Origin of the sequence: Rhodoferax sp. (assembly GCF_030653815.1) — a bacterium.
In the GTDB taxonomy this organism is placed as follows: domain Bacteria; phylum Pseudomonadota; class Gammaproteobacteria; order Burkholderiales; family Burkholderiaceae_C; genus Rhodoferax.
On the sequence record NZ_JAURYQ010000037.1, the window covers coordinates 82,716 to 97,210 of the forward strand.

Below are 14,495 nucleotides of genomic sequence, written 5' to 3' on the forward strand. Positions count from 1 at the left end.
CGCTGCTTTTGGTTCGCCTACCCGGCATACACGGTCGATGCGGTTGCGCCGCCCCGGCCAGTCCAATTGGTATGGAAATACTCGCCACGGGGTTTGTCAACGCGCTCGTACTGGTGGGCGCCAAAAAAGTCTCTTTGTGCCTGCAACAGGTTGGCCGGCAGGTTTTCGCACCGGTAGCCATCGTAATAAGCCAGGGCAGAAGACAAGGCAGGTGTCGGGACGCCATTTTTGATGGCCTCGGCAAGCACGGTTCTGAGCGACTGTTGCGCCTTGGAAATAGCGTCTTTGAAAAATGGATCCAGCAGGAGATTGACGAGATCAGGATTCAAAACAAAGGCTTCTTTGATCTTGCCAAGAAATGCGGAGCGGATGATGCAACCACCACGCCAGATCAATGCGATGCCACCAAAGTTGAGCTTCCAGCCAAACTCTTTCGCGGCAGCCCGCATCAATTGGTAGCCCTGGGTATAAGACACCAGTTTTGCCGCGTACAAGGCATGGCCGATGTCTTCGATGAATGCTTTTTTGTCCCCGGAGAATTCTGCTTTTGGTCCGCTTAACAGTCTGGATGCCACCACACGTTCATCCTTCATGGATGAAAGGACGCGGGCAAAGACAGACTCCGTGATGAGGGTCAGGGGCGTTGCCAGATCAAGTGAGGTATTCACGGCCCATTTGCCGGTACCTTTTTGTGCCGCCTTGTCCAGGATCTTGTCGAGCAGGGGCAGTCCATCGTCGTCCCTGACTGCCAGAATGTCCCGGGTGATTTCAATCAGGTAACTTTTGAGCTCACCTTCATTCCAGCTCTTGAAGACATCGTGTATGTCACCTGGCGTCATGCGCAGCAGGTTTTTCATGAGGTCATAGACTTCACAAATGAGCTGCATGTCGCCGTATTCAATGCCGTTGTGGACCATTTTCACGAAGTGGCCGGCGCCTTCTTCGCCTATCCAGTCACAGCATGGAACGTCACCATCCACTTTTGCCGCAATCGCCTGAAAGATCGGTTTGACACTTTCCCATGCCGCGACCGAGCCGCCAGGCATGATCGAGGGCCCCAACAACGCGCCTTCTTCACCGCCCGAGACACCGGCACCCACATACAGCAGCCCCTTGCTTTCAAGCATTTTTGTCCTGCGGCTGGTGTCGGGAAAGTGAGAATTGCCGCCATCGATGATGATGTCGCCTTGGGCAAGCAACGGCACCAGGCTTGCAATGAGCTCATCAACGGCTTTTCCGGCTGGCACCATCAGCATGATTTTTCTCGGCAGCACCAGCGATGCAATCAGTTCCTCAACGGTAAAACAGCCTTGAATGCGTTTTCCGTTTCCCCTGCCCGACACAAAGTTCTCAACTTTTTGCCTTGAGATATCAAACACTGAAACACTGAACCCCTTGCTCTCCATGTTGAGCACCAAGTTTTCGCCCATCAATCCGACACCGATCAAACCTATTTGAGACTGCATATCTACTTTCTTGGTAACTACTGAGTCTGATTTTAGGCAGGCAGATTGGCATCATCCGAATTTGGCTTTCTCCCTGAGGTTTTTGACCACCAGCCTGGTGTGCGGGCATGGGCTAGCGGCTGCGACTGCCGCATGTTTGACGACAAGATGGACAAGCGCGTGGGCAATACGCGCTTGACTACAAGATCAGCTGACGGCCGCGGCACTCAAGGGCCGTTTCAGGCCGCCCAAGGCCACAGCGCTGACCAAGGTGCCTGCCACGATAGCTAGCAAGTAAGCCCCCAGGTTGGTCACTGCATTGGGAATGGGTAGCACGAACACGCCGCCGTGGGGCACGCGGAGTTCGCAACCAAAGACCATCGACAGCGCACCCGCCACGGCAGAGCCCAGCATCAGCGCGGGGATGACCCGCAGCGGGTCCTTGGCGGCGTAGGGGATGGCACCCTCGGTGATAAAGGCAATGCCCAGCACGGCCGTGGCTTTGCCGGCCTCCCGCTCATCCGTAGAAAAGCGGTTCTTGAACAGCACGGTGGCCAGCGCCAGGGCCAGCGGGGGTGTCATGCCGGCAGCCATGACAGCGGCCATGGGGGCGTAGACTTCGCTGGTGATCAGACCGGTGGCAAAGGCATAGGCTGCCTTGTTGACCGGGCCACCCATGTCGAAAGCCATCATCGAACCCAGCAGCAGGCCCAGGAAAATGGCGTTGGAACCTTGCAGGCCCTTGAGCCAGGTGGTGATGGCGGTCAGCGCCACGGCAACCGGTCCACCCACCACGTAGTACATCAGCAAGCCGACGATGACGGTGCCAAGCAGCGGCAGAATCAGCACGGGCTTGAGTCCGTCCAGATGCCGTCCGAGCTGAATTTTGTCGTTGAGGTACTTGACGGTGTAGCCCGCCAGGAAACCGGCGGCAATACCGCCGATGAAGCCGGCACCGATGGACGCCGCGATCATGCCGCCGATCATGCCCGGTGCCAGGCCGGGCCGGTCGGCAATCGAGTGCGCAATGAAGCCGGCCAAAATCGGCACCATCAACGCAAAGCCGCTCTTGGCACCAATCGTGAACAGGGTCCAGGCCAGCGTGCCCTTGTTGGCATCTTCGTACACGTAAATGCCGCCCAGCGCAAAACCCAGTGCGATCAGCAAGCCACCGGCCACCACAAACGGAATCATGTACGACACACCGGTCATCAGGTGCTTGTAGGCGCCGGTGCGGCTGGCGCTTTGCTGAGCCTTGGCGGTCTTGACCTGGTCGGCATAGTCTGCGCCAGTCTCGGCACTGGCCTGCTTTGCTTGTGCCAACGCGGTGCGCACCACCAGGGCGCCGTCCTTGATGGCCGCCTTGGTATGGGTCTCGTAAATGCGTTTGCCGGCAAAGCGGCTCATGTCGACTTTGGTGTCGGCGGCGATCAGAACGATTTCGGCGCCTTCAATTTCGGCCTCAGTCAGCGTGTTCTGGGCACCGACCGAACCTTGCGTTTCGACCTTGATGCTGTAGTGGTTGGCCTTGGCGCCTGTTTCCAGGCCTTCGGCTGCCATGAAGGTGTGGGCGATGCCAGTGGGACAGGACGTGATGGCGACAATTTGCGGCAGGGCCGGATCACGCGCCGGTGCCGGGGCAAGCGCTGCGGGCGTGGCCGGGCGAACCTGGCCCAGGGCCTGGCGGATCAAGGCCTCGGCATCGCGGATGGCGGGCACCGTGCCCACCACCAGCAGGTTTTTGCCGGCAAAACGGTCCGTGTTGACGGCGGTGTCGGCGGCAATGATCACCGCATCGGCGTCGGCAATGTCGGCCGCGCTGAGGGTGTTGCGGGTGCCAGCCGACCCCTGGGTTTCCACCTGCAGGCTGTGGCCGGCGCGGTCGGCGGCTTGCTGCAGGGCTTCGGCGGCCATGATGGTGTGAGCGATGCCCGTCGGGCAAGCGGTCACGGCGACTATTTTTGACATGATGAATTTCCTTTCACGAGGTAGGACACGGGGACGGTTGAATTAACGGAGTGAACTGATCTGCACCGACTGGGCCAGGGCGCGCACGGTGTCAGGTGCCGGCAGATGGGGCCCAAGCCGCGCCAGCTTGGCCGCTGAAAACGCGGTGGCCAGGCGGGCGCATTCGGTCAGGTTCAGGCCGGCCATCTGCGCCGCGATGACGCCGGCCACCATGGCATCGCCTGCGCCCACCGTGCTGACCAATTGCGTGGGGATCGGGTGGGCCAACAGGGCTTGCTGGCGGTTGACGAACAGCGCGCCGTCAGCCCCCATGGACACGATCACCGTGCCCGGCGCTTTGGGGCGTGCCAGCAGCTCGTGCGCCGCAGCGACCACCGAGGCGGTATCTCCCAGCGAACGCCCGATCAACTCGGAAAGCTCGGTGCGGTTGGGCTTGATGATGTCGGGCGCTGCGCCCACGCCAGCGACCAGGGCGACACCGCTGGCGTCCAGCAGCACTTGCGCACCCAGCCCATGCGCATGTGCGATCAGGCGCTGGTAGGTGTCGGCGGGCCACAGCGGCGGCAGGCTACCCGCCAGCACCACCCAACTGGTGCCACTGACCAGCCCGTCGATGCGCGCCAGCAACTGCGCGAACAGGGCCTGGATGGCCTCGGGTGCCAGTGCCGGGCCAGGCATGTTGATGTCGGTGGTCTCGCCGTTGGCGCGGTCCACCAGCTTGGTGTTGATGCGCGTGAGGCCTTCCAGATAAATGCATTGGTTGGCAATGCCCTTGGCTCCGAACAGGGCTTCGAACAGGGCGGCGTTGTCGCGGCCGATCGGTCCGGTCACCGCACTGGGGACACCATAGTCCGCCAGACAGGAGGCCACATTGATGCCTTTGCCACCCACATCCACCTGCATGCGCAGGGCGCGATTGACTTCGCCCACGCGCAGGCTGTCGACCTCGATGGTGTGGTCCAGCGCCGGGTTCAGGGCCACGGCCAGCACGCGTGGCTGGCCACTGGGAAGGGTGGCGTTCATAGAGCGCGCACCTCATCGGCGCTGCCGGCGGCCAGGGCGCGCTGCGCCAGCACTTGCATGGCACTGTAAGAGTCGCCGCGCAGCGTGGCCTTGACCGCGGCGACATCCTGCGCGCTCATGGACAGTTCATCCACACCGAGCCCGGTCAGGATGCGGGCACCCAGCGGGTCGCCCGCCAGGCCGCCACAGACGCCAACCCAGGTGCCGTGTTTTTTTGCGGCTGCCACGGTGCGGGCGATCAGGTCCAGCACGGCCGGGTGCAGGCTGTCCGCTTGCGGTGCCAGTTCCGGATGCTGGCGGTCGATGGCCAGCGTGTATTGGGTCAGGTCGTTGGTGCCGACCGAGAAGAAGTCGACCAATGGTGCAAATTTTTCCGCCATGACGGCCACCGCCGGCACTTCCACCATGATGCCGATCTTGAGTTGTGGCCCGTTGACCTGGGCCCGGGCGCGTTCGCAATGGCTGCGCAGCGCCTCGATTTCGCTGGTGTGGGTGACCATCGGAAACATGATCCGGATCGGACCGTGCGCGGCCGCCCGGTACAGCGCGCGCAGCTGGGTGTAGAGCAGGTCTTGCCGCAACAACAGCAGGCGGGCGCCGCGCACGCCCAGGAACGGGTTTTCTTCCTTGGCCAGATTCAGGTAGGGCACTTTCTTGTCGCCACCAATGTCCAGCGCGCGGATGATCAGGGTGCGCCCGCCCATGGCCTCGGTCATGTCGCGGTAAACGCGGTACTGTTCTTCCTCGTCGGGGGCGCTGTTGCGCTCCAGAAACAGGAACTCGGTGCGCATCAGGCCCACGCCTTCGGCGCCGGCTTCAATGGCCACGCGGGCCTGTTTGGCATTGGCCACATTGGCCGCGACCTCGACCGTGTGGCCGTCCGTGGTGGTGGCGGGCAGGTAACGGCTCTCGCGCAAGGCATTGCGCTCAGCCAGCTGGCGCGCGATCACGGTGGCTACGGCGTCCCGGTCGGTTTGCGAGACTTCCAGGTACACCGCCCCCAGTCCGCCGTCGATCACGGCCAGTTGGCCCTCGGGGGCCGCGAGCAGGGCGCTGCCAGCGGCCACCACAGCGGGCAATCCGAGTGTTCGGGCCAGGATCGCGGTGTGTGAGGTCGGTCCGCCGCTGCTGATGGCCAGTCCCACCACAAAGTTCATGTCCAGCTGCAAGGTGTCCGAGGGCGTCAGGTCGTCGGCCACCAGGATGCTGGCTTGCTTGAGCACCAGGCTCTGGCGTTCGATACCGAGCAGCCTGGCCAGCACGCGTTCACCCACGTCGCGCAAATCCAGCGCGCGGGCCGCCAGCAGTGGGTCCGCCACGGCCTGAAGCTTTTCCACCCGCGCCTGCAACGCCGCTTGCCAGGCCCACGCCACACCATGACCGCGCAGAATGCTGGCGAGCGCCTCGCGCAGCAGATCAGCATCCGCAATGAGTTCACGCTGGGACGCAAAGATCGCGGCCTCGGAGGCGCCCAGGCGGGTGCGGGTCTGGGTCTCCAGGGTTTGCAGCTCCTGGCTGATGGCCAACACGGCCACTTCAAGGGCCTCGCCGTCGGCAATCACATCGGCCGGGCTGTCGTGCACTTCAAACTGGTGGCTGACGTGCCTGACCAGTGCCCCAATGGCCAGACCGGGGCTGGCACCGATACCGTAAATGGCTTGCGGGCTGCCGTCGGGCAGCCAGTCCGGGGCGCTGCGGCGTGCGGCGAGCGCGTTGCGGCGGGCGCGTTCGGCGTCGGCCTTCTCGTCGGCCGACAAGGCCTGCATCACATCCAGCAGGGCATCAACAGCGCGTCGTGCATCCGGGCCGCGGGCGGCCACGCGCAGGCTGTCGCCGCGCGTCGCGCCCAGCGCCAGCAAACCGGTCAGCGCCTTGGCGTCGGCGAATTCGAGTGCTTTGTACACGCGCAGGTCACAGGCGAAGCGTTTGGCAGTTTCAACCCAGCGTGTGGCCGGGCGGGCGTGCAGCCCGTTGGGATAGTCCAGCGTCCAGTCGGACTGGGCATCGCTCGGCCATGCCAGGACTTCGGTGGTGGGGGAAGTCACCGGGACGGGTTCGTCCGCAAGGGTGCTGACGATCAGTTGCGGGTCATCTGTTTGTACCAGGCTGTCAATGCTCTGGGGGCGCTGCATCAGGCGGGTGAGGCGACGCAGCAACACAATGTGCTCTTCCGACTTTGCTGCAATGGCCACCACCAGCTGTGCCCGATCGCCGTCCTTCCACGCCACCCCGTCACGAAATTGCACCACGGCGACACCGGTGTGGTGAATATGGTGGCGGTCTTCAACCATGCCGTGCGGAATCGCCACGCCAGCACCCAGAAAGGTGTTGGCCGCCTCTTCGCGCCGCAGCATGCTGTCGACATAGCCAGGCGCAATGTAGCCCGCGTCCACCAGCAGCTGCCCGGCGAGCCGCACCGCTTCGGTTTTGTTGCTGGCCTGGGCGTTCAGTTTTACGCAGGCGGTCGTCATGGTTTCCATCCGTGTCTCCTTGCTGGTGAATGACGTCATCGGGACATCAGGGGTGATGTATGTAATCGTTTACATTTTTGATTGTCGAGCAATTTCTGGCAAAATACCAGTGTTTGAGACGAAAAAACACTAAGGGTTTACCCTTTAAAAGATCTTAAAACAGGATTTTCTTTGATGTATTCGATAAATTGATAGAAAATATTGGAATCGATTACATCGTAATTTTGGAGACTTGATGGTCAAAATCGTGGATGTGGCGAAACAGGCAGGGGTGTCGACGGCCTCGGTCTCGCGGGTGATTTCGGGGGCTTCCGGTGTCAGCGACGAGACGCGCCGACGCGTCGATGCAGCGGTCAAGTCGCTGGGTTACCGGCCTGATCTGGCGGCACGTCGTCTGCGCTCAGGCCGCACCGACACGCTGGGTTTGATCGTGTCCGACATCCGTAACCCCTTCTTCACCGAGATCAGCCGCGCGGTGGAGGACGTGGCCTACCAGAATGGCATGCGGGTGTTTCTGTGCAACGCCGACGAAGATCCGGACAAGGAGGCGTTTTACCTGGCGATGATGCGCGATGAAAACGTGAGCGGTGTCATCTTGTCGCCCACGCTGTCCTTGCTCAAAGACCTGCGCCCACAGGACTATCCGTTTCCGATGGTGCTGGTGGATCGCTGGGAGCGCGAGGTGGAGGCAGACGCGGTGGTGCTTGACAACTTTGACGCCGCTTACCGCCTGACCGGGCATCTGATCACCCAAGGCTACCGGCGCATCGTTTTCTTGTACGGCTCGGTGGGCTCGACCGGGCCGCAGCGCCACCAGGGTTACCTGGCTGCCATGTCTGCTGCCGGATTGGCGCCAGAGGCCGAGCCGATCTTGCCCCGCAGCGAGCGCGCACGCGAAGTGGCCGACCGTCTGCTGCAGCGCAGCCCGCTGCCGGACGCCCTAGTCGCCAGCAGCGGCCTGGTGTTGCAAGGCATTGCCGAGGCGATCAAGGCGGCAGGGCTCAAGGTGCCCTTGGAGCTGGCCGTGGCCGGCTTTGACGACTTGCCCTGGACCAGTCTGGTCACGCCAGACATCACCGTGATTCGCCAGCCGACCAACGAAATCGGTCAAACCGCACTCAGATTGTTATTGGAACGGGTGGCTTTGCCGGAGCGGGCCGTGCGCCGTGTGGTGCTGCGCGGGGAGTTGCTGGTGCGCGGCTCCACCCAAGGAAGGATAGGCTCCTAAGCTGCAGCGCGCCTTACCACAGGGCAGAGTCGCGCATGTCCATGATTTGCCTGCGCCGCCGGTTCCGCAGCCACTTCACAATGCCCCCCGTGATGGCGATGGCGCCGAGCCCAAGACCTGCGAACAAGCCCATTGACAGCAGACTGTTGTCCCCGCCGGATATCCACAGTATTGCCACGAATGACAATACTGCCAATGCGCCTATTCCGGTAGCGAGTTTCATGCGTGCGTGCTTTCGATGTTTCAGTGCAAGCCATCATAAGTCAAAGCAAAAAGGCGGGTGACGCTGACGGGTGCTGACCACTCAAGCCGCGATGCTGTACGCTTCGTCCTCGGCAAGCGCCAGGGCACTGGGTGCCTTGAAGGCGGCCAGCTTGTCACGAAAGGCAGCCGGCATCGGGGCCGTCTTGCGGGTTTCGTAGTTGAAGAAGACGATGCCCGTCTTGCCACGGGCCACTTCACGTTGGCTTGACTGTTCGGTCATTGACCAGACCATGTCAAAGCCCTTGCGACCCACGTCGCTCGCAGCCATGCGCACCACCATCAGTTCACCATGAAATGCCTCGGAGCGGTATTGCAGCGCAGCGTCGGACACCACAATGCCTGCGCCTTCAATATCGAGTTCGGTGTAGCCAAGTGACTGGAAGAACCTGACACGCGCCTCGGACACCAGGGTGAGCAGCAGTGCGTTGTCCAGATGGCCACCGTAATTCATGTGACTCTGGTAGAGCATGAGCTCAGTGGAGAAAGCGAATTGACTGGGTAGCCGGATTTGAATGCGAGCCATGGATTGAAAACTTTGAAACTAAGCCAATTGATGATTGGACCACGGTGCCCTGTAGAGCCGCTGTAGTAGCACCGAGACATTGCCGTGGGCCGTGCCGTCAGTCCTCCAGCAGCGACAAATCGCGCACCGCGCCCTTGTCGGCCGACATCACCAGTTTGGCATAGGCCTTGAGCGCGGCGGACACCTTGCGCGGGCGGGGCAGGGCGGGCTTCCAGCCCTTGGCATCCTGCTCGATCCGGCGCCGGGCCAGTTCTTCGTCGGACACCAGCACGTTGATGCTGCGGTTGGGGATGTCGATACGGATGCGGTCACCCTGGCGCACCAGGCCGATGGCGCCACCGGCGGCCGCTTCGGGCGAGGCATGGCCGATCGACAGGCCGGAGGTGCCGCCCGAGAAGCGGCCATCGGTCAGCAAGGCGCATGCTTTGCCCAGACCCTTGGACTTGATGTAGCTCGTGGGGTAGAGCATTTCCTGCATGCCCGGGCCGCCCTTGGGGCCTTCGTAGCGCACGATCACGACGTCGCCGGCCTTGACCTGGTCGGCCAAAATCTGCGCCACCGCCTCGTCCTGCGACTCGGTCACAAAGGCCGAGCCCTCGAACACCAGAATCGATTCGTCCACACCCGCGGTCTTGACCACACAGCCGTCCACCGCAATGTTGCCGCGCAGCACGGCCAGCCCGCCTTCCTGTGAGAAGGCATGGGTACCGGAGCGAATGCAGCCCTCGGCGCGGTCCAGGTCCAGGCTCGGCCAGCGGCTGGCCTGGCTGAACGCCACCTGGGTGGGAATGCCCCCCGGGCCGGCCATGTAAAACGTCTTCACTTCCTCCGATGGCTTGCGCGCGATATCCCAGGTGTCGAGCGCGTCCTTCATGCTTTTGGCATGGACCGTGGGCACGTCGGTGTGCAGCTTGCCGGCGCGATCCAGCTCACCCAGGATGGCCATGATGCCGCCGGCGCGGTGCACGTCTTCGATGTGGTACTTGTTGGTGTTGGGCGCCACCTTGCACAACTGCGGCACATGGCGTGACAGGCGGTCGATGTCGGCCATGGTGAAGTCGATTTCGGCCTCTTGTGCGATGGCCAGGATGTGCAGGATGGTGTTGGTCGAGCCGCCCATGGCGATGTCCAGGGTGATGGCGTTCTCGAAAGCCTTGAAGCCCATCGAGCGCGGCAGCACCGACGCGTCGTCCTGCTCGTAATAACGCTTGCACAACTCCACCACCAGATGGCCGGCGCGTTTGAACAACTGTTCGCGGTCGGCATGGGTGGCCACCACGGTGCCGTTGCCGGGCAAAGACAAGCCCAGCGCTTCGGTCAGGCAGTTCATCGAGTTGGCGGTGAACATGCCCGAGCAGGAACCACAAGTGGGGCAGGCCGAACGCTCCACTTCGGCCAAGTCGGCTTCGCTGACCTTGTCGTCCACCGCCATGACCATGGCGTCGACCAAGTCGAGTTTGCGGAACTCCATCACCTGGGTCTGCGGGTTGGCCAGCTTCACTTTGCCGGCTTCCATCGGGCCACCGGAGACAAATACCACCGGAATATTCAGGCGCATGGCGGCCATCAGCATGCCGGGGGTGATCTTGTCGCAGTTCGAGATGCATACCATGGCGTCGGCGCAATGGGCGTTGACCATGTACTCGACCGAGTCGGCAATGATGTCGCGGCTGGGCAGCGAGTACAGCATGCCGTCGTGGCCCATGGCGATGCCATCGTCCACCGCAATGGTGTTGAATTCCTTGGCCACGCCGCCGGCCGCTTCAATCTCGCGTGCCACCAGTTGGCCCAGGTCTTTCAGGTGCACATGGCCGGGGACAAACTGGGTGAAGGAATTGACCACGGCGACGATGGGCTTGCTGAAATCATCGTCCTTCATGCCGGTGGCACGCCAGAGCGAGCGGGCACCAGCCATGTTGCGGCCGGCAGTGGAAGTTTTGGAACGGTAAACAGGCATGGTTTGTCTCTTTCGCCAGATAGTATCAATGTGAGGTCGGAATGCGGGGCGGCGGGTCGCAGCGCGCGCTTGGGGATTATCGTTCGAGTGACTGCGCCGTGTTCAATGGCCCCAAGTAAGCCTAAAAATCGGGCAGCGTTCAAAATCCGGCGGCTATCGCCTTTCCAACTCAATCATGTCCAAGCCATCGAGATCTCACCATGCTGTTGAACGCCAATCTGCCCTGACAGCCGTCACCGTCGCCCATGGTTCAGCGGCGCCTGGCTGGACGCTGGAACATGGCGAGCAGCGGTGGCAGGGCACACCGCCCGGCCGGGCCAGCGCCAATGCCGCGGGCCTTAGCCTGCGGCGGTTTCGGCTTTTTTCAGAATGCTGTAGAGCGAGTCCTTGAGCAGCAGCTTCTCTTTTTTGAGATGCTCAATTTCCTCGTGGGTGCTGGGTTCGATGTGCGCCTCCATGTGCCTGATTTTCTGGTCGAGCGCATTGTGTTTTTCGAACAGGCGCACAAAGTTCAGGTCGGAAATTTTCAGTTGAGTGATTAGCTCGCGGTATTCAGGGAACATGGGTACTCCTTGCAAATGACCGTAGCCGGATAAGCGTGACGGCCCAGAAAAAGCTTGACCACTACCCGAGTCACAGCTCGGGCAGGGTCAGGCGACGGTGTTGCTGAAGAAAGTTATTTCTTCGCGACGGTCTTCGTTTTCTTGGCGGGTGTTGCCGCTTTTGCAGCAGGCTTGGCGACCGGTTTTGTCGCAGCCTTGGCAGCGGGTTTGGCAGCAGGCTTGGCCTTCGCAGGTGCGGCTGCCGGCGCTGCGGCGGGTGCTGTTTTGAGTGCCGCACGCTGATCCCGCAGGGTCTGGATTTCTGCGTTGATCTTGTTCTTGCGTTCGGTGAGTTTTGCAATGCTGGCGCTGATCTTGGCCACGGCTTTGCCGGTCTTCGACACAGGTGCTTTTTTGGCTGCTGCCTTCGCAGCTGGCTTGACCACCGTGGCTGGCGCCACGGATTTCTTCGGAATTGTTTTAGCTTTTGGAGACACTTTTTTTGCAGTTGCCATTTGTCATTTCCTTTGTGTGTTGACCGGCAGAAATATTTGCCAGCGATGCATTGTCTTCAAATTCGCAAAAAATGTCGACCCGTGTCATCACCGTGTCACCACGGCGACAGGTTTCCCGTGTCACAAGAGCCCGAGGCGGATGCGGGGCAGGGCTGACGTCCATGCGCCATGCGCCATGCTGGAGCATGTTTGCCGATCCGATACAATGCGAATGATTCTCATTTGCAAGGAATTGATCATGCACACACTGAATTTAAAAGACGCCGCCATTGGCCAATGGCATCGCATCCGGGCGGGGGCGGGTCCTCAGCAGCGGCTGGAGGCCTTGGGTTTTTTGCCAATGGAGAAAGTCAAGGTACTGCGGCGCAGCTGGTTCAAAAACGGTGCCTTGGTGGTGCAGGTGGGTGATGCCGTCTTTGCGCTGCGTCCGGGCGAGGCGCAATCGGTGGCTTTGGAGCCCTCAGCATGAGCACGACCCGCAACGTCAATATTTCTGGTTTGGCACAAAAGACGCTGGCGCTGTTGGGCAATCCCAACTGCGGCAAGACCGTGTTGTTCAACCGCTTGACTGGCAGCCAGCAAAAAGTGGCCAACTATGCCGGTGTGACCGTGGACATGAAGCGCGGCTTGATGAAAACCAATGCCGGCCGTGTTGTCAGCGTGGTGGACCTGCCGGGTACCTACAGCCTCAATGCCGGCAGCGAGGACGAAGCCGTGGCCTGCGCGGTGGTGCTCGGGCACGGCTTGCAGACCCGCGCGCCCAATCTCACCGCCGTGATTCTGGATGCCACCCGGCTGCGCCGGGGCTTGCGCCTGGTGGCCGCGCTGCAACGCGCGCAGGTGCCCATCGTGGTGGTGCTCAACATGATGGACCGGGTGCGCGGTCAAGGCAGGGTGCTCGATGCCGGGCGCCTTGAACGGGTGCTGGCTGTGCCGGTGGTGGAGGCCACGGGCATCCATGCGCAAGGCACGGACGCGCTCCGGGCCTTGCTGGACCGCCCGGACATCTGGCAACAGGCACCGCGTGAAAAGACGACCCAGGAGAGCAGCCAGGCCGCCATGCTGACCGACGACCAGCAGGCGCAGACCTGGCTGCTGCAGGCCGGTATGGAAGCACCTCTGGCCGATCACCGCTGGTCGCGCCAGCTTGACCAGTGGCTGCTGCACCCGGTGTTTGGGACGATGGTCTTGCTGACCTTGTTGTTCCTGATTTTTCAGGCTGTGTTTGCCTGGGCCGCAGGGCCGATGGGGCTGATCGAAGACGCCACCGCGCTGCTCGTGCAAGGTGTCCATGCGCTGCTGCCAGAGGGTTTGCTCAAGGGCTTGCTGGTGGATGGGGTGCTTGCCGGTGTGGGCGGTGTACTGGTGTTCCTGCCGCAAATCCTGATTCTTTTCTTTTTTATTCTGCTGCTGGAAGAGTCGGGCTACCTGCCTCGCGCGGCCCTGCTGCTGGACCGCCTGATGGGCAGTCTGGGCTTGTCCGGGCGCTCGTTCATTCCGCTGCTGTCGAGCTTTGCCTGCGCCATTCCCGGCATCATGGCCACACGCACCATTGCCGACCGCCGTGCCCGCTGGGTCACGATCCTGATTGCGCCCTTGATGACCTGCTCGGCGCGGCTGCCGGTTTACGCGTTGCTGATTGGCGCCTTTATTCCCGATCAGCTGGTCTGGGGCCTGGGCCTGCAAGGCCTGGTGCTGTTTGGCCTCTACCTGTTTGGCATTGTGTCGGCCGTGCTGGTGGCCTGGGCTGTCAAGCAGTGGGGCAATTCGCAGGCCACGGCGCAATTGATGATGGAATTGCCCGACTACCACTGGCCGCGCGCGCAGGACATCCTGATCGGTCTGTGGCAACGCGGGGCCATCTTTTTGCGCAGTGTCGGCGGCATCATCCTGGCGCTGACCGTGATCCTGTGGTTCCTGTCCACCTTTCCGCAAGCCCCGGCCGGGTTCAGCGGCTCGGCCATCGAGTACAGCATTGCCGGGCGCATTGGTCAGGCGCTTGCGGTGGTGTTCGAGCCGATCGGGTTCAACTGGCAAATTGCCGTGGCGCTGATTCCGAGCCTGGCGGCGCGTGAGGTGGTGGTCAGCGCGCTGGGCACGGTGTATGCGTTGTCGCAGGTCGGGGATGATGTCGGCACGGCGCTGGCGCCCTTGATTGGCGCCGACTGGTCTTTGGCCACCGGCTTGTCGCTGCTGGTGTGGTTTGTGTTTGCGCCCCAGTGTCTGGCCACGCTGGCCGTGGTGCGCAAGGAAGTGGGCGGTTGGGCCATGCCTGTGGGCATGGCGGCGTTTCTGTTTTCGCTGGCTTATGCAGCCTCGTGGATCACCTACCGGGTCGCCTCATGATGCAGTCCGGGCTTGGCACACTGCTTGATCTTTTTGTGGTGCTTGCGGTCACGGCCTGGGCCTGCCGCTTCATGTGGCGACGCTATCGGCAAGCCCGGGGAAAGCAGGGCAGTGCCTGTGAAAACTGCCAAAAATGCGGGCATTGATTTTGCTCGTGTGACACCGACAAGTGTAAAAGGCTTGTTACAAACTGGAATCATTCGCATCAAGAAA

The 14,495-nt window shown here is 61.8% G+C and carries 12 protein-coding genes; 3 read left to right on the forward strand and 9 right to left on the reverse strand.

Annotated elements, in window-relative coordinates; translation table 11 throughout:
* Positions 1-17: 17 nt before the first annotated feature.
* The 4 genes from gnd to ptsP form a co-directional block, all read right to left on the reverse strand.
* On the reverse strand, positions 18-1,466 hold the full coding sequence (gene gnd, locus Q7U49_RS13665; RefSeq protein WP_304764824.1) for a decarboxylating NADP(+)-dependent phosphogluconate dehydrogenase: 1,449 nt from the start codon (positions 1,464-1,466) through the stop codon (positions 18-20).
* Between the two features lie 186 nt (positions 1,467-1,652).
* Positions 1,653-3,413 carry a PTS fructose-like transporter subunit IIB gene (locus Q7U49_RS13670; protein WP_304764826.1) on the reverse strand — a complete coding sequence of 587 codons (1,761 nt, stop codon included), beginning with the start codon at positions 3,411-3,413 and terminating at the stop codon, positions 1,653-1,655.
* 42 nt (positions 3,414-3,455) lie between these two features.
* Positions 3,456-4,436: a 1-phosphofructokinase gene (gene pfkB, locus Q7U49_RS13675; protein ID WP_304764828.1), complete on the reverse strand. Its 981-nt coding sequence runs from the start codon at positions 4,434-4,436 to the stop codon at positions 3,456-3,458.
* Positions 4,433-6,916: a phosphoenolpyruvate--protein phosphotransferase gene (gene ptsP / locus Q7U49_RS13680; RefSeq protein ID WP_370654006.1), complete on the reverse strand. Its 2,484-nt coding sequence runs from the start codon at positions 6,914-6,916 to the stop codon at positions 4,433-4,435. Before ptsP ends, pfkB begins: the two co-directional genes overlap by 4 nt.
* 226 nt (positions 6,917-7,142) lie before the next feature.
* Between ptsP and Q7U49_RS13685 the strand changes: the two genes are divergently transcribed.
* Entirely contained in the window at positions 7,143-8,135 is a 993-nt protein-coding gene (locus tag Q7U49_RS13685) for a LacI family DNA-binding transcriptional regulator (protein ID WP_370654007.1), read from the forward strand.
* A 13-nt stretch (positions 8,136-8,148) separates the two neighbouring features.
* Here the strand turns inward: Q7U49_RS13685 and Q7U49_RS13690 are convergent, their stop codons facing one another.
* The 5 genes from Q7U49_RS13690 to Q7U49_RS13710 form a co-directional block, all read right to left on the reverse strand.
* Positions 8,149-8,358, reverse strand: coding sequence for a hypothetical protein (locus Q7U49_RS13690; protein WP_304764832.1), 210 nt, complete (start codon positions 8,356-8,358; stop codon positions 8,149-8,151).
* An 81-nt stretch (positions 8,359-8,439) separates the two neighbouring features.
* Positions 8,440-8,922 carry a thioesterase family protein gene (locus Q7U49_RS13695; RefSeq protein ID WP_304764834.1) on the reverse strand — a complete coding sequence of 161 codons (483 nt, stop codon included), beginning with the start codon at positions 8,920-8,922 and terminating at the stop codon, positions 8,440-8,442.
* A gap of 97 nt (positions 8,923-9,019) precedes the next feature.
* A complete protein-coding gene (ilvD, locus tag Q7U49_RS13700) occupies positions 9,020-10,879 on the reverse strand; it encodes a dihydroxy-acid dehydratase (RefSeq protein ID WP_304764836.1) in 1,860 nt (619 codons plus the stop codon).
* A 338-nt stretch (positions 10,880-11,217) separates the two neighbouring features.
* Positions 11,218-11,442, reverse strand: coding sequence for a YdcH family protein (locus Q7U49_RS13705; protein WP_304764838.1), 225 nt, complete (start codon positions 11,440-11,442; stop codon positions 11,218-11,220).
* A gap of 113 nt (positions 11,443-11,555) precedes the next feature.
* Positions 11,556-11,936 carry a histone protein gene (locus Q7U49_RS13710; protein WP_304764839.1) on the reverse strand — a complete coding sequence of 127 codons (381 nt, stop codon included), beginning with the start codon at positions 11,934-11,936 and terminating at the stop codon, positions 11,556-11,558.
* A gap of 238 nt (positions 11,937-12,174) precedes the next feature.
* Between Q7U49_RS13710 and Q7U49_RS13715 the strand changes: the two genes are divergently transcribed.
* Both Q7U49_RS13715 and Q7U49_RS13720 read left to right on the forward strand, forming a co-directional pair.
* Positions 12,175-12,405: a FeoA family protein gene (locus tag Q7U49_RS13715; protein ID WP_304764841.1), complete on the forward strand. Its 231-nt coding sequence runs from the start codon at positions 12,175-12,177 to the stop codon at positions 12,403-12,405.
* Complete coding sequence (locus tag Q7U49_RS13720; RefSeq protein WP_304764843.1) at positions 12,402-14,282, forward strand: ferrous iron transporter B; 1,881 nt, start codon at positions 12,402-12,404, stop codon at positions 14,280-14,282. The genes Q7U49_RS13715 and Q7U49_RS13720 overlap by 4 nt, the downstream gene beginning before the upstream one ends.
* Positions 14,283-14,495: the final 213 nt, after the last annotated feature.